At 33.5% G+C, this 22,773-nt stretch carries 21 protein-coding genes; 18 read left to right on the plus strand and 3 right to left on the minus strand.

Features of this window, described 5'->3' with window-relative positions:
• Positions 1–152: 152 nt before the first annotated feature.
• On the plus strand, positions 153–1,538 hold the full coding sequence (locus AAYQ19_RS02360; RefSeq protein ID WP_343533438.1) for an energy transducer TonB: 1,386 nt from the start codon (positions 153–155) through the stop codon (positions 1,536–1,538).
• A 60-nt stretch (positions 1,539–1,598) separates the two neighbouring features.
• Here the strand turns inward: AAYQ19_RS02360 and AAYQ19_RS02365 are convergent, their stop codons facing one another.
• Positions 1,599–2,237, minus strand: coding sequence for an NUDIX hydrolase (locus tag AAYQ19_RS02365; protein WP_343533440.1), 639 nt, complete (start codon positions 2,235–2,237; stop codon positions 1,599–1,601).
• 7 nt (positions 2,238–2,244) lie between these two features.
• On the opposite strand from AAYQ19_RS02365, the gene pyrE reads away from it, so the two are divergent.
• The 3 genes from pyrE to AAYQ19_RS02380 all read left to right on the plus strand — a co-directional run bounded on the left by pyrE (position 2,245) and on the right by AAYQ19_RS02380 (position 4,330).
• Positions 2,245–2,889, plus strand: coding sequence for an orotate phosphoribosyltransferase (gene pyrE / locus AAYQ19_RS02370; RefSeq protein WP_343533442.1), 645 nt, complete (start codon positions 2,245–2,247; stop codon positions 2,887–2,889).
• A gap of 104 nt (positions 2,890–2,993) precedes the next feature.
• Positions 2,994–3,386 carry an SRPBCC family protein gene (locus AAYQ19_RS02375; RefSeq protein ID WP_343533444.1) on the plus strand — a complete coding sequence of 131 codons (393 nt, stop codon included), beginning with the start codon at positions 2,994–2,996 and terminating at the stop codon, positions 3,384–3,386.
• Positions 3,387–3,673: 287 nt separating this feature from the next.
• Positions 3,674–4,330 (plus strand): hypothetical protein, encoded by a 657-nt coding sequence (locus AAYQ19_RS02380; RefSeq protein WP_343533446.1) that lies wholly within the window; start codon positions 3,674–3,676, stop codon positions 4,328–4,330.
• Between the two features lie 74 nt (positions 4,331–4,404).
• Here the strand turns inward: AAYQ19_RS02380 and AAYQ19_RS02385 are convergent, their stop codons facing one another.
• The gene (locus AAYQ19_RS02385) at positions 4,405–5,145 is read right to left on the minus strand and encodes a biotin--[acetyl-CoA-carboxylase] ligase (protein WP_343533448.1); all 741 of its coding nucleotides are present in this window, start codon (positions 5,143–5,145) and stop codon (positions 4,405–4,407) included.
• A gap of 93 nt (positions 5,146–5,238) precedes the next feature.
• Here AAYQ19_RS02385 and rsfS point away from each other — a divergent pair, with 93 nt between their 5' ends.
• The 8 genes from rsfS to AAYQ19_RS02425 all read left to right on the plus strand — a co-directional run bounded on the left by rsfS (position 5,239) and on the right by AAYQ19_RS02425 (position 11,994).
• Positions 5,239–5,610, plus strand: a complete 372-nt coding sequence (gene rsfS / locus AAYQ19_RS02390) for a ribosome silencing factor (protein WP_026729351.1) — start codon at positions 5,239–5,241, stop codon at positions 5,608–5,610.
• Positions 5,611–5,625: 15 nt separating this feature from the next.
• Positions 5,626–7,551: an ATP-dependent zinc metalloprotease FtsH gene (ftsH, locus tag AAYQ19_RS02395; protein WP_343533453.1), complete on the plus strand. Its 1,926-nt coding sequence runs from the start codon at positions 5,626–5,628 to the stop codon at positions 7,549–7,551.
• Positions 7,552–7,665: 114 nt separating this feature from the next.
• The gene (locus tag AAYQ19_RS02400; RefSeq protein ID WP_320566969.1) at positions 7,666–8,271 is read left to right on the plus strand and encodes a lactate utilization protein B/C; all 606 of its coding nucleotides are present in this window, start codon (positions 7,666–7,668) and stop codon (positions 8,269–8,271) included.
• A 1-nt stretch (position 8,272) separates the two neighbouring features.
• Positions 8,273–9,163 carry a phosphatidate cytidylyltransferase gene (locus tag AAYQ19_RS02405; RefSeq protein WP_343533459.1) on the plus strand — a complete coding sequence of 297 codons (891 nt, stop codon included), beginning with the start codon at positions 8,273–8,275 and terminating at the stop codon, positions 9,161–9,163.
• Positions 9,153–9,806, plus strand: a complete 654-nt coding sequence (locus tag AAYQ19_RS02410) for a phosphatidylserine decarboxylase family protein (RefSeq protein WP_343533461.1) — start codon at positions 9,153–9,155, stop codon at positions 9,804–9,806. Before AAYQ19_RS02405 ends, AAYQ19_RS02410 begins: the two co-directional genes overlap by 11 nt.
• Complete coding sequence (locus AAYQ19_RS02415) at positions 9,806–10,075, plus strand: acyl-CoA-binding protein (protein ID WP_132990278.1); 270 nt, start codon at positions 9,806–9,808, stop codon at positions 10,073–10,075. The genes AAYQ19_RS02410 and AAYQ19_RS02415 overlap by 1 nt, the downstream gene beginning before the upstream one ends.
• Positions 10,076–10,082: 7 nt before the next feature.
• Positions 10,083–10,865: a superoxide dismutase gene (locus AAYQ19_RS02420; RefSeq protein WP_343533462.1), complete on the plus strand. Its 783-nt coding sequence runs from the start codon at positions 10,083–10,085 to the stop codon at positions 10,863–10,865.
• 70 nt (positions 10,866–10,935) lie between these two features.
• A complete protein-coding gene (locus AAYQ19_RS02425; protein ID WP_343533464.1) occupies positions 10,936–11,994 on the plus strand; it encodes a glycoside hydrolase family 130 protein in 1,059 nt (352 codons plus the stop codon).
• Positions 11,995–12,056: 62 nt separating this feature from the next.
• On the opposite strand, the gene AAYQ19_RS02430 is transcribed toward AAYQ19_RS02425, so the two are convergent.
• Positions 12,057–13,928 carry an alpha-amylase family glycosyl hydrolase gene (locus tag AAYQ19_RS02430; protein ID WP_343533466.1) on the minus strand — a complete coding sequence of 624 codons (1,872 nt, stop codon included), beginning with the start codon at positions 13,926–13,928 and terminating at the stop codon, positions 12,057–12,059.
• A gap of 284 nt (positions 13,929–14,212) precedes the next feature.
• Here AAYQ19_RS02430 and AAYQ19_RS02435 point away from each other — a divergent pair, with 284 nt between their 5' ends.
• From AAYQ19_RS02435 to AAYQ19_RS02460, 6 genes are all read left to right on the plus strand, one after another.
• Entirely contained in the window at positions 14,213–15,892 is a 1,680-nt protein-coding gene (locus AAYQ19_RS02435; protein WP_343533468.1) for an OstA-like protein, read from the plus strand.
• Between the two features lie 101 nt (positions 15,893–15,993).
• Complete coding sequence (locus tag AAYQ19_RS02440; protein ID WP_343533470.1) at positions 15,994–17,184, plus strand: aspartate aminotransferase family protein; 1,191 nt, start codon at positions 15,994–15,996, stop codon at positions 17,182–17,184.
• A 269-nt stretch (positions 17,185–17,453) separates the two neighbouring features.
• Positions 17,454–18,848 carry a tetratricopeptide repeat protein gene (locus AAYQ19_RS02445; RefSeq protein WP_343533472.1) on the plus strand — a complete coding sequence of 465 codons (1,395 nt, stop codon included), beginning with the start codon at positions 17,454–17,456 and terminating at the stop codon, positions 18,846–18,848.
• 3 nt (positions 18,849–18,851) lie between these two features.
• Positions 18,852–19,601, plus strand: a complete 750-nt coding sequence (locus tag AAYQ19_RS02450) for a shikimate dehydrogenase family protein (protein WP_343533474.1) — start codon at positions 18,852–18,854, stop codon at positions 19,599–19,601.
• Between the two features lie 66 nt (positions 19,602–19,667).
• Positions 19,668–20,420 (plus strand): lipid A phosphoethanolamine transferase, encoded by a 753-nt coding sequence (locus AAYQ19_RS02455; protein ID WP_343533476.1) that lies wholly within the window; start codon positions 19,668–19,670, stop codon positions 20,418–20,420.
• A 239-nt stretch (positions 20,421–20,659) separates the two neighbouring features.
• Positions 20,660–22,651 (plus strand): DUF349 domain-containing protein, encoded by a 1,992-nt coding sequence (locus AAYQ19_RS02460; RefSeq protein WP_343533478.1) that lies wholly within the window; start codon positions 20,660–20,662, stop codon positions 22,649–22,651.
• The last annotated feature ends 122 nt before the right edge of the window (positions 22,652–22,773 follow it).

A 22,773-nucleotide genomic window follows, 5' to 3' on the forward strand; every position in this document is an offset into this window, starting at 1 on the left:
GAATAATCGAAGAATGAATAAATCATGGAAATCAAATGTCGCTATTATGATTTTTAAAATTTCATCACTTTTCCCCCCTAAGTACGTTTTCCCGTAATAATTTTCAACGATATTATTTTATATTTGATAACTAACCCAATCCACCTTACCTAATGAAATTCAAACTTATATTGACGGCTGTTGTTGCTTTAAGTCTTTTTTCATGCAAAAATGAAACGAAGGGAGAAAATGGCAAAGTAAAACCTTCAAAAACTGAAAAAGAATCCGTTTTGCAAGACAGTACAAAAACAGGTGTTGCCACGGTTAATCTGCCTGAAGTCGATCGAACTGCTGACACTAAATTGTTGCACGATTTCTTTATTAAAAACGATAAAAAGCCTCAATTTTTCACGATTAACAATCTTAAAGACACAGCTATTGTTTGTGCAGAAAAAACTAAAATTACGATTAGGGCAAATAGTTTTATAATTTCAAATTCTAAAAACGCCGTAACGGGCAAAATCAAAATTTCGGTTAAAGAATATTATAGTATTTCGGATATTTTACTCGGAAGACTTTCGACAACTTCTAACGGAAAGTTACTGGAAACAGGCGGTATGCTGGAAATTAATGCTTTTTCTAACAATGAAAAATGCGAACTAAAAAGCGGCAAAGCGATCGAAATTGCGTTTCCACGAAAAAAAGAAAAAGATGGCATGCAGCTTTTTTCTGGAAGCTGGAAAAACAATCAGATTAATTGGGAAGTTGCTGAAAATTCGGTCAACTTAAATCAGATTTATACTAAGGTTGATGAACCTCCTGTTTTTCCTGGCGGAATTAATAAATTTTATAAACTCTTAGGTTCTTATATTAGACAGCCCGAAGAAAGCATTTCTGGAAGAGTATACACTTCTTTTATTGTTGATAAAGAAGGAAATATCACTAATGTAACAATTACTAAAGGTCTTACAATAGATATTAATACTGCTGTGGTAGACGCATTCAAAAAAATTCCAAAATTTATTCCCGGCAAAGTTAATGGAGTTCCCGTAAATACAACTTATCATTTGCCTATTACCATTAAAAGTGAGGATGAGCTTCCTTCACAAAAATTAACTTATACTAATGAGTTTAGAACAACAAAAGATTATAATGAAAAAGCGATACTAGAAGAAAAAACTGCAATAATCGATTATTATTTGTTTAGTAGTGTCAGAATGGGAATGATCAATTGCGACCGATTCTTTAATATAAGTGAAAATTTAAAAACAAACTTCGCCATTAACTTTGATAACAATAGCGAAACTACCGTAAGCATTGTCTTTCATGATATAAAATCAATAATGACTGCCAATACGTCCGCTAATGAGGTTACTTTTAAAAACATTCCTTTAGAAAGAAAAATTACCATAATTGCGATTAAATATTTTGACGGAAAACCGTTTATTGCAACCAAGGAAACAACAACATCTACGATGAGTGAAAAGAATCTGGCGTTTAAACCAATAAGTCTTGAAGGCCTAAAAAGTGAAATAGAAAAACTAAATAGATTTAACTAAAAAAAAGCCCAATACACACAAAGTTTATTGGGCTTTTTTGATACCATTATAAAATCTAAATCAAGATTCTAAATTCTCTTTTTTTGTTTTTAAATCTGCAGGAACCAAATTTTCCTCCTGAAAAAGCAATTTAATGTTTTCATAAGAATTTTTAAGCGCTTCTTTGATTTGTTCTGGGTTTAACCAAGCCACTTTTTCGATTCCTTCTTCTAATTGTCCGTGTGGAGTCCCTTCAAAATCAGACTGCATTTCGAACCAATGCGTGATTTTGAGTTTGTATTTTCCATTGCGTTTAAAGATATGATAGGTTTTTTGAAGTTTATTCGTAATACGAAGCTTGTTTACTCCCGTCTCCTCCTCTACCTCACGCATAGCCGTCGCTTCAATGTCTTCCCCTTTCTCGATGCCGCCTTTTGGCAGGTCCCATTTTCCGTTTCTAAAGATAAACAAAACTTCGCCTTTCTTATTGTAGACAAAGCCTCCGCCCGCTTTATTTACCGGAATTTTGGCTTTTAGGGTTTTCATCATTTCACTTTCGTCGGGATGATATAGAATTGCTTTTTGAATTTTATTTTGAAAAATTTTTATAATAAGCTGTTCGATATCAATACTTTCCAACAAGAACAATTGAAAATCTGTTTCCTTCGAGATTTCATTTGTCAAAAAAAGTGGTTTGTCGTTTACAAAAACTTTATACATTTGTACTATGATTTTTAATAAAGATACTGCCGAAAAAACAGCCGAATTGCTTTTGCAAATAAATGCAATTAAATTGAATCCCGAAAATCCTTTTACATGGGCTTCTGGTTGGAAATCTCCTATTTACTGTGATAATAGGTTAATTCTTTCATTTCCGAGCATCAGAAATTATGTTCGCGATGAATTTGCTAAAAATATCGAAAAACAATTTGGAAAACCTGATGTGATCGCTGGTGTTGCTACTGGCGCGATCGGAGTTGGAATTTTGGTTGCCGAAAGTTTAGGGCTTCCTTTCGTATACGTGCGTCCGGAACCTAAAAAACACGGAAGGCAAAACCAAGTTGAAGGTTTTTTACAAAAAGGACAAAATGTTGTAGTTGTCGAAGATTTGATTAGTACTGGAAAAAGCAGCTTAATGGCAGTTGAAGCCTTAAGAAGCGAAGGTGCTAATATTAAAGGAATGGCTGCGATTTTTACATATGGTTTCGGCGTTGCTGAAGAAAACTTCAAAGAAGCTAATATTGATTTATTCACTTTGAGCAACTACGAAAATCTTTTAAGTTTAGCAGTTCAAAAACAATATATCACCGAAGATCAACAATCAACTTTGTTGGAATGGAACGCGAGTCCATCGACTTGGGGACAAGAATAGATTTTAGATTTTAAAAATCACTTTGCTCTTTTTGGAATTTGGGATTTTAAAAATTGGAATTTATTTTTGGTTACTAAAAAACAAATAAACAAACAAAATAGTATATGAACTTAGAAAGTCCAAAAGTTACTGTTCAGAAATCAGCTCAGGATCTGTTTGATCAACTGACTGATGTAAAGAATTTCGAAAAATTAATGCCAGACAATATCGCTAAATTTGAAGTGACTGGCGAAGACGCTTTTATTTTTGGATTGAAAGGGATGCCGGAAATCAAATTAAAAATGAAAGACAAAGTAGCGCCAAATAAAATTGTTTTAGGTGCTGCAAGCGATAAACTTCCGTTTACTTTGACTTCAAACATTGATAGTATTTCTGATTCGGAAAGTGCTGTTCAATTGTTTTTTGAAGGCGAATTCAACGCTATGATGGCAATGATGATCAAAGGGCCAATTAGCAAGTTTATTGAAACTCTAGCAAACAATATGCACAAACTTTAATAATGGTTCATTGTTAATTGTGAATTATAAATGAAAGCCTGGTTTAACGATCAGGCTTTTTTTATTTTAAATTTTCTCCCGCTGATTTTGCAGATTGAGTTGATTAATTTCTTCATTTCGACCAAAGGAAGAAATGACAGAAAAAAACCTTTGTTACTTTGTCCCTCTGCCCCTTTGTCTCTCTAAAAAAAACATTTCATCCTCAAAAATAAACAGTTCAGCAGCAAAAATTATTTTCCGTTGAAATATTGATCGAAGTTTGAATCATCAAACTAAAACATATCAAAATGGAACCAGCTATTAAGATTTTAATTTACATTCACGCATTTTTTGGAGGAATCGGATTAATTACCGGAATTGGAAGTATCGTTGTCAAAAAAGGCGGAAAACTGCATAAACGAATGGGAAAATTATTTTCTATCGGAATGATCACAAGTTCATTAATTTCACTTCCAATTTGCTGGATGCCAAAACACCAAAACATCTTTTTATTCCTGATCGGGTTATTTACTATTTATCTAGTAATTTCAGGAAACCGAGCTTTAAGTTTCAAAACAAAACCAAAAGCTGATTTGTTAGACAAACTCATTTCTGGAACAATGCTTTTCTTTTCTGTAATAATGATTTCAATAGGTTTATATTGTCAGCTAAACCAAATTGCAAACGGAATATTATTTACATTTTTCGGTGGATTCGGACTTTTTATGACCGTAAAAGATTTTATCTTCTTCAAAAACTTTTCAGAAACCAACAGAAACTGGCTTTCTAAACACATCGGAAAAATGATGGGCGCGTTAATTGCTTCAATAACAGCATACATCGTTGCTGGATTAGGAATTGGAAGCTTAATTGCTTGGATTATGCCATCAATTTTAGGGACATTCTACATCATTTATTGGAACAAAAAAATAGAACCAAAATCCGCAAAAATAGTAAACGTATAATCGTTCACAAATTTTACAGATTAAGCTTTTAAGACAATCCAGAAACCTTTGTAACTCTGTCCCTTTGTCCCTTTTCAATAAAGCATCTGAATTTCTTTAATCTCAAATTCTGAAACCGAATCATCTTCTAGTAAAACCTGTAATTTTCCAATTGAAGAAACACCTTGAATGATTCCCATAAAGTTTTGTCCAGATGAATTCGGATGCAGATTTTTAAAAGGCATTGGAACACCTTTTCGGAACAATGTATTATAATATTTGGCCCAAAAATCAGTTGCATTATTTTCCCAAGAATTGATTTTCTCTTTGACTTTTTCAATAATCAATTCAGGTAAAAGATCTTTATTTAATGCGTTGCCCAAAATAACAGCCAATGAAGAAGCATTAGGCAATTCATCAAAATTCGTCTGATTGACATTTAGTCCCAATCCGACAACTGACACGATTCTGCCATCACTTTTGATGGTATTTTCGATGAGTATGCCACCAACTTTTTTATTGTATGACATAATGTCGTTTGGCCATTTTATGCTTAATTCAGGAATATTTAATGATTTTAAGACTTCAATTACACTTAATGAGACAATTATACTCAAATTAAAAACCTTTTCATGATCAAATATAAAATCTTTCACCAAGGCACTCATAATTAAGTTTTTACCTGACTCAGACTGCCATTTCGATCCCATTTGCCCCTTTCCTTTCGTCTGATTTTCAGCTGTTACGACAGTAAAATTCTCAAGTTCATCTTGGCTTGACAATGCCTTTAGAAAGTCATTTGTAGAATCTATGGCATCGAGTTTGATTAGTTTCATCTAAATAATTTAAATTAACTTAATTTAATATTTTGTTAAGGTTCAAAAATAATCACAAATTTTGGTAACTTTACAAATTCATAAAAATAATTCATGGCGAAAAAGACTATTAATAATGATGTTCTATTGGCGAACATAATCAAAGGGATTGAAGAAGTAAAAGGGAATGATATCGATATTCTTGACTTAAGAGATATAGATACCGCTGTGTGCGACTATTTTGTTATTTGCAACGGTACTTCAAACACTCAAGTTAACGCCATAGTAAACTCTATACAGAAAACAGTATCTAAAGACTTAAAAGACAAACCTTGGCACGTAGAAGGAACCGATAATGCAGAATGGGTTCTGATGGATTATGTGCATATCGTGGTACATGTTTTCCAGAAACACATTCGTGAATACTATAATATCGAGAGCCTTTGGGGTGACGCCAAAATAACTACAATCGAAAACAAATACTAAAGAAAAATTTTTCTAATGGCTAAAGATAATAATCCAAATCCGAATAAATTTAAAATAAGTCCTTGGTTAATATATACCGCAATACTTTTAGTTTTTTTATTTATAAGTTTTGCAACCGGAGGATCTAACTTAAGCGAGCCTGCTCAATTGACTTCTTCTAAATTCAATACGCTTTTAGAAAAAGGACAAATTGAAAAAGTTATCGTTTATAATAAAGCTGAAGCTGAAGTTTACTTGACAGCTGCAGCATTAAAAGACAAAGCAAACGAGAAGGTTTCTAAAGATATTTTCAAAAACGTAAACAAAGGACCTCACTATACTTTAGAAATTGGTAACGATCAAATTTTCCAAACTAAACTTGAAAAAGCTGTTAGCGAAGGAAAATTAAAAGATTTCAATTTCTTGCAGAAAAACAATTGGAGCGATATCTTAATCAGCCTTCTTCCAATTATTATCATTATTGGTGTTTGGATCTTCATTATGCGCAAAATGTCTGGCGGAGGCGCTGGCGGAGGCGGACAGATTTTCAATATCGGAAAATCAAAAGCGAAACTTTTTGATGAAAAAACAGACATCAAAACAACTTTTAAAGATGTTGCAGGTCTAGAAGGAGCAAAAGAGGAAATCCAAGAAATTGTTGAATTCCTTAAAAATCCAGAAAAATACACAAACTTAGGAGGTAAAATCCCTAAAGGAGCTTTACTTGTAGGGCCTCCGGGAACTGGTAAAACTTTATTAGCAAAAGCTGTTGCTGGTGAAGCTCAAGTGCCTTTCTTCTCATTATCAGGTTCTGATTTCGTTGAAATGTTTGTAGGAGTTGGTGCATCTCGTGTACGTGACTTATTCAAACAAGCAAAAGAAAAATCTCCTGCTATCATTTTCATCGACGAGATTGATGCTGTTGGTAGAGCGAGAGGAAAAAGCAATATGTCTGGCGGAAATGACGAAAGAGAAAATACTTTGAACCAATTATTGACAGAAATGGATGGTTTTGGTACAAACTCAAACGTAATTGTTTTGGCCGCAACAAACAGAGCTGACGTACTTGATAAAGCTTTGATGCGTGCAGGTCGTTTTGACAGACAAATTTTTGTTGACTTACCAGATATTCGCGAAAGAGCTGAAATTTTCCAAGTTCACTTGAAACCAATCAAAAAAGTTGAAGGTCTTGATCTTGATTTCTTGGCAAAACAAACTCCAGGTTTCTCTGGTGCTGATATTGCAAATGTTTGTAACGAAGCAGCATTAATTGCAGCTCGTAATAACAAAGACGCTGTTGACAGACAAGATTTCCTTGATGCAGTTGACAGAATCATTGGTGGTCTTGAAAAGAAAAACAAAATCATTACTCCAGACGAAAAAAGAGCAATCGCAATTCACGAAGCTGGCCATGCAACCGTAAGCTGGATGCTAGAGCATGCTGCACCACTTATCAAAGTAACAATTGTTCCTCGTGGACAAAGCTTAGGTGCTGCTTGGTACCTACCAGAAGAAAGACAAATCGTAAGAACAGATCAAATGTTAGACGAAATGTGTGCTACTATGGGAGGAAGAGCGGCTGAAAAAGTAACTTTTGACAGAATTTCGACTGGTGCATTAAGTGATTTAGAGAAAGTAACACGCCAAGCTCGCGCTATGGTAACGATTTATGGTTTGAATGACAAAATCGGAAATGTTACGTATTACGATTCAAGCGGACAAAGCGAATACAATTTCTCAAAACCATACTCTGATGAGACAGCAAAAATTATTGATGCTGAAATTTCAGAGCTAATTGAAGGCCAATATCAAAGAGCTATTCAAATCCTTGAAGAAAACAAAGACAAGTTGAACCAACTTGCTGATATACTGATAGAAAAAGAAGTTATTTTTAAAGATGACTTAGAAGCAATTTTCGGAAAAAGAACTTTTGACAAAAATTTGGAAGAAGTAGTTTCGTAAATTGTTCAGAAATATGTAATATTTTTTAAAATCTTAATTCAAAATCGCCTTTTGAATTAAGATTTTTTTATCTTTGAACGTTTTCAATTAACATGTAAAGTATTTCATATAAAAATGAATTTTTTCAAAAAAATATTTGGTTCTAGCGAATCTGCTTCTGACGAAGAGCACGAAAGCGAATATGGAGGAAATCCTATTCAGAACAGTCATTTATCTATAGACGAACAATTCATTTTTAATTTTAAGAAAAATGGCGGTAAATTCTTATATTGTGAAAACACACAGGAAGTTGCCGAGCAATTTGAAAACATATTAGAAGAAAACGATTGGTTTGAAAATGAAGTTTTATGTTACGAGCCAGCTTTATTTCATTTATTGGAAGAAAACAAGCTGACTTACATTTCTCCAAGAAATCCTAGATTTTTATTGGCTTCATGTGAAAACTTAATTGCCGATGAAGGTTCTATTTTATTTTCATCCAAACAAATCAGACAGGACAAACCAAATGAACTTCCTGCCAACATTGTCATAATTGCTACAACTAGCCAGATTTTACCAATGAAAAGCGACGGCTTGAGCGCAATTAAACGCAAGTACGAACGTGACTATCCTACTAACATTACCACAATAAAATATTTCGAAAAAGCAAAAGAAGAAGACTTTACGCAATACGGAAGTGTTGCAAAAAACCTTTATTTATTGCTTTTAGAAGATCTTTAAGATGAACGAAACGTTGAAGAGAACCATCTCTGGTGCTGTTTATATCGCTTTACTGCTTACCTCTATTCTGTTTTCAACTGAAAGCTTTATTATTCTTTTTGGGATTTTCTTGATTATTACGATTTACGAATTCAGTAATCTAGTCAATCTGAACAAAGTATTTTCAATTCTTTTTGGAACTCTGATTTATACATCAGTTTTACTGATTAGTCATTACAGCAAACAAACGACTTTATTTTTGAATGATGCCCTTAAATCTGATTTGGATTTAGAAGTCAATATCAGGCAACTAGATTTAATCTTGCTTGCCGTAACTATAGTGGTTTCAATTAAATGCATTTTGTTTTTATTTTACGATTCGGTTCAAAAAATAAGTACTTCATCAAAATATTTATATCTATTAGGATACATTACGCTTCCTTTTATTTTTATCGTTAAAATCTCTTTTGGAACTAATGATTACAACCCTAAAATCATTCTGGGGTTATTTATCTTGATTTGGACCAATGATACTTTTGCTTATTTGGTTGGAAAATCAATGGGAAAACACAAATTATTTGAAAGAGTTTCTCCTAAAAAAACAGTCGAAGGATTTTTGGGTGGCGCGCTTTTTGCCGCTTTTGCAGGTTTTTTAATATCAAAATTATACATTCAGCCTAATCCTGAATTCAGCAACAAATCAATTTTAATTTGGACTATAATTGCCATAATTGTGAGCATTTTTGGTACCATTGGTGATTTGATTGAATCCAAATTTAAAAGAATTGCTGGCGTAAAAGACAGCGGTTCAATAATGCCTGGGCACGGAGGTATCTTAGATCGCTTAGATAGTGTTATATTTGTAGCACCAATTATATTTTTATTTTATCAAATTTTATATTATGTTTCATAAAGAAGGTGGCCCGTCTATTTTAATAGGTGTAATTTTTACTGTTGTTGTGGTTTTATTAGCTGACCAGTTTATTGATATTTATTGGTTGCAAAAGCTTATACAAATTTTCGCTTTAATAGTTCTAATTATCATTTTGCAATTTTTTAGAAATCCGAAAAGAATTGCAATCCGTAACAGCGATCACGTACTTGCTCCAGTTGATGGTAAAGTGGTAGTTATTGAGGAAGTTTACGAAGGTGAATATTTCAAAGACAAACGTCTACAGGTTTCTATCTTTATGTCTCCAATCAACGTACACGTAACACGTTACGCAATGGACGGAATTATAAAATTCAGCAAATACCATCCTGGTAAATTTTTGGTAGCATGGCATCCTAAAGCAAGTGAGGAAAATGAAAGAACGACAGTAGTTATTGAAAATGACACTTTCGGAGCTGTTCTTTACAGACAAATTGCTGGAGCTTTGGCACGTAGAATTGTAAACTACGCAAAAGAAGGAATGCAAGTTGTTCAGGGAACTGACGCTGGTTTCATAAAATTTGGTTCAAGAGTAGATTTATTTTTACCTTTAGGTACTCCAATTGATGTGGTTTTAGGCCAAAAAGCAATTGGTGGCAAAACGATTATAGCTAAAAAAGCTTAATGACTGAAAAGGATTTAGATACACGTTTTTCAGAGGCTGTTGAAACTGCCATGCAAATGACTCAAGCCTCACTGCCACAAGATGTGCAGTTAAGGCTTTATGCGTATTATAAACAAGCTACTTTTGGTACAGCAGTTTACAATCAGTCGCAAAATTTTGATTTGAGAGATGCCTTCAAAACAAATGCTTGGATGCAGATAAGTCATATTTCTATTGAAGAAGCAAAAGAAAATTATATCGAAATCATCAATTCACTAACATCAAAATAAATTAATCATGAAGACAAACATCATTCGTTTTGGCATTTTAGCTTCATTTTTTGTATTATTTTCTTGTAATGACGGTAACAAACTTACTGAAGTTGTAGAGGTTCCTCTTCCAACTAAAGAAGAAAAAATTACTATTGGATCTCCTGATGAGGTAACTGTAGCACCTGGCTCTTTTGGACTTACAAAACTGCCATTTGCTTACGACGGATTAGCACCTGATATTCGTTCTCTAACTTTAGAAGCTCATTATTCTAAACACTATGTTACGTTTACGAATAACTTAAACAAAGAAATTCTTTCGACTGAGTACGAAAATATGCCTATTGAGGATATTTTGAAAAAAATGGATCTTAGCAACGCTAAGCTTCGTCAAAATGCTGGTGGCTATTACAATCATACATTATATTTCAATGTGTTGACGCCAAAAGAGCAGGCACCAAAAGACACACTTTCAGGATCAATCAATAAGGAATTTGGTTCGTTCAATAATTTGACTAACCAATTTAAAGGACAGGCCGAAAAACAATTTGGTTCTGGCTGGGTTTGGCTGGTTGTAGATCGTTATGGCAAACTGCAAATTACGACAACAGATAATCAAGATAATCCTTTAATGAAAAATGCCCTGATTCCTGGAACTCCAATTTTAGGAATTGATTTGTGGGAGCACGCTTATTATCTGGATTACCAAAACAGAAAAGGAAGTTATATCGATGCTTTTTACAAACATATAAATTGGGAAAAAGTAAACGAAAATTACGTCGAGGCTTTGAAGAAAGTCAAAAAAGTATAAATCATAAAAAAGCTGATACTCAAAAAAGTGTCAGCTTTTTTTTATATCTTAATGTTTATTTTTAGAAAACATGAAAGATATAGCCAACCGTTTTATAGAAAATCCGCTGTTATCTCCAGCAGATATTCCTCCGAGCAGAGAAGGATTAGAAATCACTTGTCTTTTAAATCCGGGCGTATTTCGGTTTCAAAATAAAATATGGCTAGCCGTTCGAGTTGCTGAAAGGCCAAAGCAAATTGAAAACATTATCTCCTTCCCTGTCTTAACCGAAACAGGCATTATTCAAATCATTGAAATTTTAAAAGATCATCCCGAATTGATTGCAACAGACGCTCGAGTAATCAATTATCAAGGAGCTGATTATTTGACCACACTCTCACACATTAGATTGTTATGCAGTGAAGATGGACATCATTTTTATGAACCAGAAGATTATCCGAATTTGGTAGGCGAAGGAATTTTAGAAACTTTCGGAATTGAAGATTGTCGCGTTTCTTTTCTTGAAGGAAAATATTATCTGACTTTTACTTCTGTTTCAGAAAATGGAGTTGGAGTTGGATTACGTACCACAACTGATTGGAAAGTTTTCCAAAAACATGGTATGATTTTGCCTCCACATAATAAAGACTGTACCATTTTTGAAGAAAAAATAAACGGATTATTTTATGCTTTACATCGCCCCAGTAGCGTTGATCTTGGCGGAAATTACATTTGGATCGCTTCCTCTCCAGACGGAATTCATTGGGGAAATCATAAATGCATTATTAAAACCAGAAAAAAACTTTGGGACAGCAAAAGAGTTGGTGCCGGCGCCGCTCCGATAAAAACAGAAAAAGGCTGGCTGGAAATTTATCACGGGGCTAATGAACATCATCAGTATTGTCTAGGCGCTTTTTTAATGGATTTAGAAGATCCTTCAAAAGTAATTTCGAGAACTGAAGATCCAATTATGATTCCAACTACTGATTATGAATTGAGTGGCTTTTTTGGAAACGTTGTTTTCACAAATGGACATATTATAGATCCCGATGGCGACACGCTTATTATTTATTATGGGGCATCAGATGAATTTGTTTGTGGCGCTCAATTTTCCATTAAAGAAATCTTGTCGCTTTTAATTGCAGTTTAAAACAAAAACGGATTTAGAATTAAATTTCCTAAATCCGTTTTTGCTATTAAATTCCCCAAAATTTAATTCACTTCAAAAATAAATGATTCTGAAGGCTTGATTTTTACTCTTGCCACTCCTTCTCCATTCTTTACAGTGAAATACGTTTTATTTTCTGAATATAATTTATCGACCAAAACATACGAACCGTCTTTTAGATTCCATTTTGAAATAACATCAGCTGGCACTTTTAATTCAAATTCGCTTGTTTTTTCAGATGAAAAATTAGCAACAACAATCAGTTTTTGTTTATCAGACCAACGTACATAAGAATAAATCAATTCGTCATAACCAGCATTATTCTGGCGATTTACGGATTGAATTTCTTGAAAACTCCCCATTAAAGCCGAGCTCTTTATCGAAAAATTTAATAATCTTTTATAGAAATCGCGCAAGTTTTTCTCTGAATCCGATAATTTTCCGCCATCAAATTTTCCATCGTTCATCCATTTTTGGTGATTTGGAACTCCGATATAATCAAAAATAGATGTTCTAGAGCGCTTTCCGAAACCAGCATCTTCATTACCTGCCTCTCCTACTTCTTGCCCAAAATAAACCATTGTAGGCGAAGTACTTATTGTTGTAGAAACGACCATTAAAGGTTTTCCGCGTTCTGCAATCCCCGCAAATTCTGGACTTGCCAAACGTTGCTCGTCATGATTATCCAAAAAATGAAGCATGTGATGTTCAATATCAGCCATTCCTTTTTGAATATCTGAAAGTCCGTCAGGTGAAGATTTTCCTCGAATTACATCTTTCAGCTTATCATACGTTTCGACTTTATCATACAAATAATCCATTTTTCCTAAACGAATGTAATTTCTATATTCATTCGGATTATAAACTTCGGCTAATAAAAATGCATTCGGATTTTTCATTTTGATCGCCGAATTCATATAACTCCAAAATTCATACGGAACCATTTCGGCCATGTCATATCGGAAACCGTCAACACCTTTTGCCGTCCAATACAAAGCAATGTCTCTAAACTTTTTCCATGAACTTGGTACATCTTTACCTTGCCAAAAAGCAAAATGTTCTTGATACGGTTTTTGATCGAATCCAGTTGGAAGTTCTGGAAAATCTTTTGAACCATCAGGACGCACGCCATAATTTACTTTTACCGTTTCGTACCAATCATTTTGGTCTGGTTTTGCTTTTCTAGAACCATTTCCAGTCCATTTTGCAGGATTTTCTACAAACTTGCCATCAATAAGCGAATTTTTCTCTCCATTTAAAGGGACATCTCCATCTGGAATTTCAAAAGCGGTATTCGGAATGTAATAAAAGTTATTATCTCTTTCATATTCAACACTTACATCATCATCGGCACCAAAATCTCGTACCCCTTCTGGATTACTTTTCCCTTCATATTTTCGTGCTATATGATTTGGAACAATATCAATAATCAATTTCAAACCTGCTTTGTGCGTGCGTGCAATCAAGGCTTCAAATTCCTGCAATCTATTAGCTGGATTTACTGCCAAATCAGGATTTACATTATAATAATCCTTTACCGCATAAGGCGATCCTGCGCGACCTTTTACAACTTCTGGATCATCATTTGAAATTCCGAAAGCCGTATAATCTCGCACTAAGGCATGATGAGGCACACCTGTATACCAAATGTATGTTACGCCTAAATCTTTGATTTCATGAAGCGCTTTGTCTGTAAAATCATTAAACTTCCCAACTCCATTTTCTTCGATAGTTCCCCAAGGTTTATTGGTCGTATTTTTATTTCCAAACAAACGTGTAAAAACTTGATAAACTACAACCTTATTTGCTGGAGTATTTTCTTCTTTGGCGTTGCTCATTTTTAAATCTTTTGTTTTACATGCTGTAAAAAGCATGCTTGCTGCCATTCCAGCAGCAAAAAATCGTTTATTTATCATATTCTTTATAAAATCGGTCTATTTTGAGAATTCAGAATTAAATTTGGTTCCGAAAATCATTTCCTAAATTTACTCTAATTTTTAAAACTCAAATAAAACTGATTTCAAATTGTTTTAAAATCAGTAAAAAACAGTTTACTACAACGTGAGAGTTGGTTATTTTGTTGATAAAAAACAACATTAGCTACAAGGTCAAGAAATACTAGATTTTTGAATTATAAATTAATCCTAATAACATTATAAGGTTGTAACCTTTTTCATAAATTTGACAAAAATTTAATCAATTGAAGAAATCACTCTTTTTCATATCTTTTTGTCTGCTGCTATTAACTACGCAGTTTGTTTTTGCTCAAGCATCAAAAAATAAACCCGCACCTAAAAAAATCATTATAGAGAATTCTGATTTTTCTGATGTCAATCAAGAATTGGTGCCAGATGCGGTTTTATTGACTGGAAATGTAAAAATAAATCATGACGGAGTGGTTTTGACTTGCAACAAAGCGTATTTTTTTCAGAAAGAAAATTACTTGAAGGCTTTTGGTAATGTGCAATTGGTTCAAGGAGACACCTTATATTTAAACAGCAAATACGCTGAATACAACGGAAATTTTAAAAAAGCTTTTGCAACCGGAGATGCTGTAATGACTTCGCCAGATGCTTCATTGAAAACGGATACAATTAATTTTGACCGAAACGTACAGCAAGTTTTCTATAATACAAAAGGAACAATTGTCAATAAAGACAACACATTAGTGAGCAAATCAGGACGCTATTTTGTCGCGGAGAAAAAGTTCCAATTTTTGACAGAAGTCACTATTACAAATCCGAAATATGTAATCAAGTCAAATCATTTAGACTATTACAGCAATTCTGGACATACTTATTTACTTGGACCTTCAACTATTACTAGTAAAGCCAATTACATTTATACGGAAAAAGGTTTTTATGACACGAAAAAGAATCTCGCCCATTTCCTTAGGAAATCATATATAAAATATGATGACAGGCGCATTGAAGGCGATAGTTTGTATTATAATCGAAACATTGAATTTGCTTCGGCAACTCGAAATGTAAAAATAACCGATTCCATAAATCGTGGTATTGTAAAAGGACATTATGCCGAGATTTACAAGTTGAAAGATTCTATGTTCGTAACCAAAAGAGCTGTAGCAGTAAATTTTGTAGACAATGATTCGGTTTATATACACGGAAAAAAATTAATGGTTACCGGAAAGGAAGGTGAACGAATTTTGAGAGCTTACAACAATGTTCGTTTTTACAAAACGGATATGAGCGGAAAATGCGATTCGATTCATTCGAATTCTAAAATCGCTTTAACAAAATTGATAGGAAATCCAATTTTATGGAGCGGCGAAAGCCAAATTACCGGTGATGTCATGCATTTGATTGGTGATAAAAACACTAGAAAAATTGATTCTTTAAAGGTACTCAACAACACTTTTCTGGTCTCGCGGGATACATTAGGAACTGGATTTAATCAAGTGAAAGGACTTAATTTATTCGGAAAATTCAAAGACGGAAAACTTCACAATGTTGATATTATCAAAAATACCGAGGTTATTTATTATAGTAGAAATGATCAAAATGAACTTGTTGGAATCGATAAAAGTGTAAGCAGTAAAATCAATTTGGTTTTAGAAGACAATCAAATCCAAACGCTGACTCTTTTTACCAATGTCGACGGAGATTTATATCCTGAAGCTGATTTGCCCGAAAACGCCCGAAAACTCAGAGGCTTGCACTGGCGTGGCGATGAACGAATAAAATCGAAAGATGATATTTTTACCGACGAAGACAATGAACTAAATGAAAAATTAATCAAAGAAGGAAAAGACCAAGAAGAAAAAGGCAAAGACATCCCGATGAAAGTCAGGAAAGAAACCTTGAATTACGACAAAAAGAAGCCTGCTGCCAAAGCTACTCCGGCAAAAACCTCTAAGTAGTTTTCAGTTCAATTAACTTTAATCTTGGTACAAAATTAACCTAAGCCTAAAATTAAAACCTTAGTCCCTTAGTACCTTTGCCACTTTGAACCTTAAAAAAAATGAATCCAGATTTTATAAAATATCAGGCACAAACTTCACCTTATCCTTTAGGAATGGAAGTTTCTCACGCCATTGGCTCTTATATTTACGATACAAACGATAAAAAATATTTAGATTTTGTTGCAGGTGTATCTGCCTGTACACTTGGTCATCAGCATCCCAGAGTAAATCAAGCAATTAAAGATCAGCTGGACAAATATTCCCATGTGATGGTTTATGGCGAATATTCACAAAGTCCGGCAGTTCAATACTGCAAATTGATGGCTTCACTCCTACCAGAATCTTTAAACAAAACCTATTTGGTTAATTCCGGTACCGAAGCTATTGAAGGCGCTTTAAAACTAGCAAAAAGGACCACAGGGCGCAGTCAGTTGATTTCTTGCCATAATGCATATCACGGAAACACTATGGGCTCTATGAGCGTTATGGGTTTTGAAGAACGAAAACAAGCTTTTAGACCACTTCTTCCAGATGTTGATTTTGTTACCTTCAACAACGAAGAGGATTTGCAAAAAATAACTACTCGAACTGCTGCAATTCTTTTAGAAACTATTCAAGGAGGCGCTGGATTTATCCAACCAGAAAATAATTATCTAGAGAAAGTGCGTAAACGTTGTGATGAAGTTGGTGCATTAATGATTGTTGATGAAATTCAGCCCGGCTTTGGAAGAACAGGAAAGCTTTTTGGATTCCAAAACTATGATGTTGTTCCAGATATTGTCGTGATGGGAAAAGGAATGGGAGGCGGAATGCCTGTTGGCGCTTTTACTGCTTCGGCTGAAAAAATGGATTTGCTTACAGAAAACCCAAAATTAGGACATATCACCACTTTTGGAGGTCATCCTGTCATTGCGTCAGCCTGTCTTGCCACTTTGCAGGAATTAACTGAAACAAATTTAATGGCAGAAACACTAGAAAAGGAAAAACTCTTCAGATCGCTTTTGGTACATCCTTTGATAACAGAAGTAAGAGGAAAAGGATTGATGTTGGCAGCCATGACAGAATCAGCTGAAATTACGAACGAAGTCATCTTAAATTGTCAAGACAGAGGATTGATTTTATTTTGGCTTTTATTTGAAGGATGCGCGATTAGAATAACACCTCCTTTGACTATTTCAAAAGATGAAATTAGAGAAGGTTGCGCGACGATTTTGGAGGTTATGGATGAAATATTGGAAAAGCAAAAATAAATCAGATTTCGTGATGATTTTTCAAGCTTGTTCTCGACAACATCAAGCAATAAACAACACATTTTCAACCGAATAAATTTTAAGTTGAAAACCAAAAAAAGATTAAAAATGAAGTTAATCCTTTTAGAATAAAGGATATTTCTTCCTAAAATAGAATAAAAAACATCATATTTTGTTAATTAAATTGTTCAAAACAATTAATTCCCTTTCCTTACAACAATTATATGGTTGCCTAAATTTATAACAGGCTAATTTCAAATAGAGAAAGTATGCAATTAAGCAACGAAGAAGAAGATTATAACCTATCTCTATCCAAATTTGAGTCGATGTTAAAAACTAACAAAGTACTCTTTTTTGATTCTGAAGAATTTGAAGAAATTATTCTTCATTATTTAGACATAGGCAAGGCCAATTTAGCAAAAAAAGCCTTAAAACTTGCATTAGATCAGCATCCAAAATCTACAGGCTTAAAATTAGTACAAGTAGAAATGCTGGTTTACGACGACAAGCTCGATATCGCTGAGAAGCTTTTAAACGAGTTGTATGCAATCGAACCGAACAACGAGGAAATTTATATCCAGAAAGCCAATATCTGCTCTAAAAGAGATCAACACGAAAAAGCTGTAGAATTATTGAAGATTGCTCTGCAATACACTGATGACTACGCCGATGTATACAACTTGATTGGAATGGAGTATCTTTTTATGGATAATCTTGAAATGGCAAAAGACAGTTTCATCAAATGTCTTGAAGAAGATTTAGAAGACCAGTCGGCCTTGTATAACGTGGTGTATTGTTTTGAGTTTTTAGATCAAAACCAAGAAGCTATAGTTTATCTTAACGAATACATCAACAGAAATCCGTACAGCGAAATTGCCTGGCATCAGCTTGGACGCTTGCATTACGGCGTAAAAGAATATGAAGCTGCCATTCGCGCTTTTGACTATGCAACGCTGATTGATGATGAATTTTTAGGAGCGTTCATGGAAAAAGCAAAAGCTTACGAACGTCTTAAAAAATACAACGAAGCAATCGAAAGCTACAATCGTACGATTGAGCTTGACGATGCAACTTCGTATGCTTTATTGCGAATTGGAAAATGCTATGAAAAACTTGGAAATGCTGTAAAAGCACTTCAGTATTACAATCAAACCGTTCATGAAGATCCGCTTTTGGACAAAGGATGGATTGCGATCACTGATTTTTATATGCGCCAGAAAAATTTCCAAAAAGCATTGTTTTTTGTAAACAAAGCCTTGGCAATCGACAATCAAAATCGCATGTATTGGAAACGTTATGCGACGATCAACAAACAAATGAACTTTTTTGAAGAAGCCGAATTTGGATACCGAAAAGCTGTGGAATTTGGCGATTATGCGTTAGATACATGGTTGTTTTGGGTTGACATTCTTCAATTTCTTGGTGAATTTGAAAGCGCAATTCAAACATTATTACAAGCATCAGAATATTTTCCAGAAGAAAACGAAATCGAATACCGTTTAGCAGGTTTGTATTTCATGATTCAGGACAATACTAAAGCAAAATTCCATTTAAGCAATGGTTTACGCTTAAACTTCGACAATTATATCTTGATTGAAGATTTGTTTCCAGTGGTGTGGTCAAAAAAAATGGTTAAAAATTACATTGAAAAACATAAGAAATAAGGAATGATTGATACTCTAAAAAGGCGTTTTGGCTTATTGGGCCGTAATATAAGTTACTCTTTTTCAAAAGGATATTTTACAGAAAAATTCAACAATGAAGTTTTTGCAGGAAACACCTATGAAAATTTCGACATTTCTGAAATCAGCCATTTCAAAGGATTGCTAAAAAACAATCCTGATTTGAAAGGTTTAAATGTTACTATTCCTTACAAAGAGCAAGTTATCCCCTTTTTAGACAAACTTTCAACAAAAGCAAATTTGATTGGCGCTGTAAACACTATTAAGTTTACCAAAAAAGGCAAACTGAAAGGCTACAACACTGATTATTATGGATTCAAAAAATCTTTAAAACCATTATTAGAACCGCACCATAAAAAGGCCTTGATTTTAGGAACGGGAGGCGCTTCAAAAGGTGTCGCTTTTGCTCTTGACGAACTTGACATTCCGTATGTTTTTGTTTCTAGGGAATCCAAAGAAAACATAATCGATTACAGCTTAATCAATGCTACAACTTTTGACAATTTCCAAATCATAATTAATTGTACACCAGTAGGAACAAGTCCAAATATCGAAGCTTGTCCAGACTTGCCTTATGAATTTTTCACAGAAAAACATATTGCCTACGATTTGATCTATAATCCAGCAGAAACTCAGTTTTTAAAAAATGCTAAAGAAAAAGGCGCAATTATAAAAAATGGTTATGATATGTTAATTTTTCAAGCCGAAAAAGCTTGGAAAATATGGAACAAATAAAAAGTCTGTTCAAAATTAAATGTTAAAATATTTTTCATAACTTAGACTACTCATTAATAGATAGTTATGAAAAAACAAATACTTTGCATTAGCTTTTTTTTTCTTATCTCATTTATCGTTAAAGCTCAAGATCAGGAAATAGACAGAAGTCATAGTCCTTTTTCCGAACCTCGATATAATTATTTTATGCAGACCATTTTGATGTATAATGAATATTTAGATCGAGATAACGGCTCGTTTAATACTACCAATTTGCGTGTTTTACAGCCCGTTGGAAACAAAGATTGGAACTTGAGGTTTGACCTTCCTTTAATTTCCACTAGTACTAATTCAATAAACAAGAGTGGTATTGGTGATATTGGCGTTGGAGTAAGTTACATCCCTTATTTTAAAACAAATGATGGAATTGGTTTACGAACTAGAGTCATTTCAAATTCTGCCCAAGATCCAAATTTTGGTAGCGGTAAGTGGGTAGTTATTCCCGCTGTTATTTATGCAAAGTACTTTAAACAAAAGAAATTCTTATATATTGCCACTTTAGAGCATAACCAGAGTTTTGCCGGCTCCAGCAACAGAAGCGATGTCAGTGTCACTCTTCTTGAAAATAACCTTTTGTGGTTTTTTGGAAAAAACTGGCTTTCAGGCGATGTTGCTTTTAGATATAATAATGTTGTCGACGGTTTTCAAAATAATGCATTTCTTGAATTTGGCCGAAAAATTACCCCAACGAATTTAGCATATGTACACCCAAGTGTTGCTTTTGGGGGCGAAAAAACATATAATTTCGGAATGGAGGTTGGACTTTTGATTTTATTTTAATTGAATTAAAAATAAAATTAAAATCTCAATTCAACGACAAATTTAGAAAAACACTACTAATTCATAATTTATATTTAACGCAACAAAAACCAAAAAAAAATCAATATCCTAATCTCTAATTATAATAAAAAATAAGAATTTCATCGTGAAATAGCGTATAAACAGGTGATTTATTTTGTATTTAGAAACACCTTTACTATCTTTCGCACTGTTAAAAGTAAAAACCTTATACATTTAAGATGTTAGAAGAAAAGAATGATAACCTGCAAGAAGCAGACGGAAAATTAGGAATCGACACTACTGATTCTATTCAAGAAAATGCAATTGATGCATCAAGTGCTGAAACAACTCCTGAAAATCTAATTTCAGAGACAGAAACAACACCAGTGACAACAGAAGTTACTGAAGAAAATGATCATCAAGAAGCCTTAGATGCTATTACAAATTCTAATGCAGAAGAAAGTGAAGATGAAACGCTGAAAGAGCGCCATGATATTCCTATGAAGGATTATGATACTTTTACATTAGATGCGCTTGTCGATGAATTGAGAAAACTGATTCAATTAGACAAAGTTATGTCTGTCAAAGACCATATTGAAGAAATAAAAAAATCATTTTTACTACAATACAATCATTTAATTGAAGAAAAAAGAGAAGAATTCAACGCTACAAACCAAGATCCTAATGAAGAATTTGAATATCATTCTCCTTTAAAACTGAAATTTGATGAATACTATAATGTTTTTAGAGAAAAAAGAAATGCTCACTTTAAGCATTTGCAAACCAATCTAAAAGCAAATTTAGAAAACAGACTTGCTATTGTTGAAGAGCTTAAAGAGCTAATCAACCCACAGGAAAACATCAAAGATACTCTTAAGCATTTTAATGAATTGAGAGAAAGATGGAAAAATGCAGGAGCAATCCCAAAAGACAAATACAACCACGTTTGGAATAATTATCATTTTCATGTCGAAAATTTCTACGATTATCTTCATTTAGACCGCGAAGCAAGAGATTTGGATTTCAAATACAATTTGGAACAAAAACAAAAAATCATCACTCGCGTTGAAGAATTGGCTAATGAAACTGACATCAGTAAAGCATTCCGCGAACTGCAAGATTTACACCGAATTTGGAAAGAAGATATTGGGCCAGTTTCTAAAGAACACCGAGATTCAATCTGGAATAAATTCAGTGAATTGACAAAAAAAATCCACGACAAGAGAGAATTATTGTTTGAAAGCCAAAGAGCTAACGAACAGAAAAATCTTGAAGTAAAAAAAGAAATAATTGGCAAAATCGAAGTTTTAGGAACTGAAAAAGTAAATTCTCATTCACAATGGCTTATTCAGATCCAAAAAGTTGAAGCGCTTAGAAATGAGTTTTTCGCAGCAGGAAAAGTACCTTCCGAGGTAAACGAAGAAACTTGGGCTTCATTTAAAACCGCAGTAAGAAATTTTAATGCGTTTAAAAATTCGTTTTACAAAGACATCAAAAAAGATCAAAACGACAATTTAAATAAAAAGATGGCTCTTGTGGCGAAAGCAAAAGAGCTTCAAGAAAGCACTGATTTCAGCTCTACTACTCCAATCATGAAACAAATTCAGGAAGAGTGGAAACAAATTGGTCACGTTCCTAAAAAATATTCAGATAAAATCTGGAAAGAATTTAAAGACGCATGCAACCATTATTTTGATAAGCTAAAAGAACACAAATCAGAAGAAAATGCTGATGAGGTAGCTGCTTTCGACAACAAAAAGGCTTACTTGGATATCTTAAGAGCATATCAGCTTACGGGAGATCATAAAACTGATTTAGACGCCATAAAACAGCACATCGAAATTTGGAAAGGTTATGGTAAAGTACCATTTTCAAGACGCCATATCGAAGGCAAATTCAACAAAATCCTGGATGCGCTTTTTGAAAAATTAAGCTTAAGCAAAAAAGAAAGCGAAATGATGCGTTTTTCTAATCGCATTGATTCACTTTCAGACAGCAACGATACACGCAAATTAGACAATGAAAAAATCTTTATTATGCGCAAAATCGAAGAAGTTCAAAATGAAATCTTTCAATTAGAAAACAACATTCAGTTTTTTACGAATACAAAAAATGCTAAAAAAGAAAACTCAATTGTTTTAGAAGTACGCAAAAACATTGCAATCCACAAGGAAAGCCTTGAATTATGGAAAGATAAATTAAAACAGTTGCGTAATTTAAATCAAGAATAAAACTTAAAATTTCATAGAAATTCCAATTTTTAAATTCCAAATTCCAATCAAATCTAAGCATTGGAATTTGGAATTTTATTTTTCTTAGAAGATGCAATGATAATTCATTGTGTCTTTTTTTT

Source organism: Flavobacterium mesophilum, from assembly GCF_039581405.1.
In the GTDB taxonomy this organism is placed as follows: Bacteria; Bacteroidota; Bacteroidia; order Flavobacteriales; family Flavobacteriaceae; genus Flavobacterium.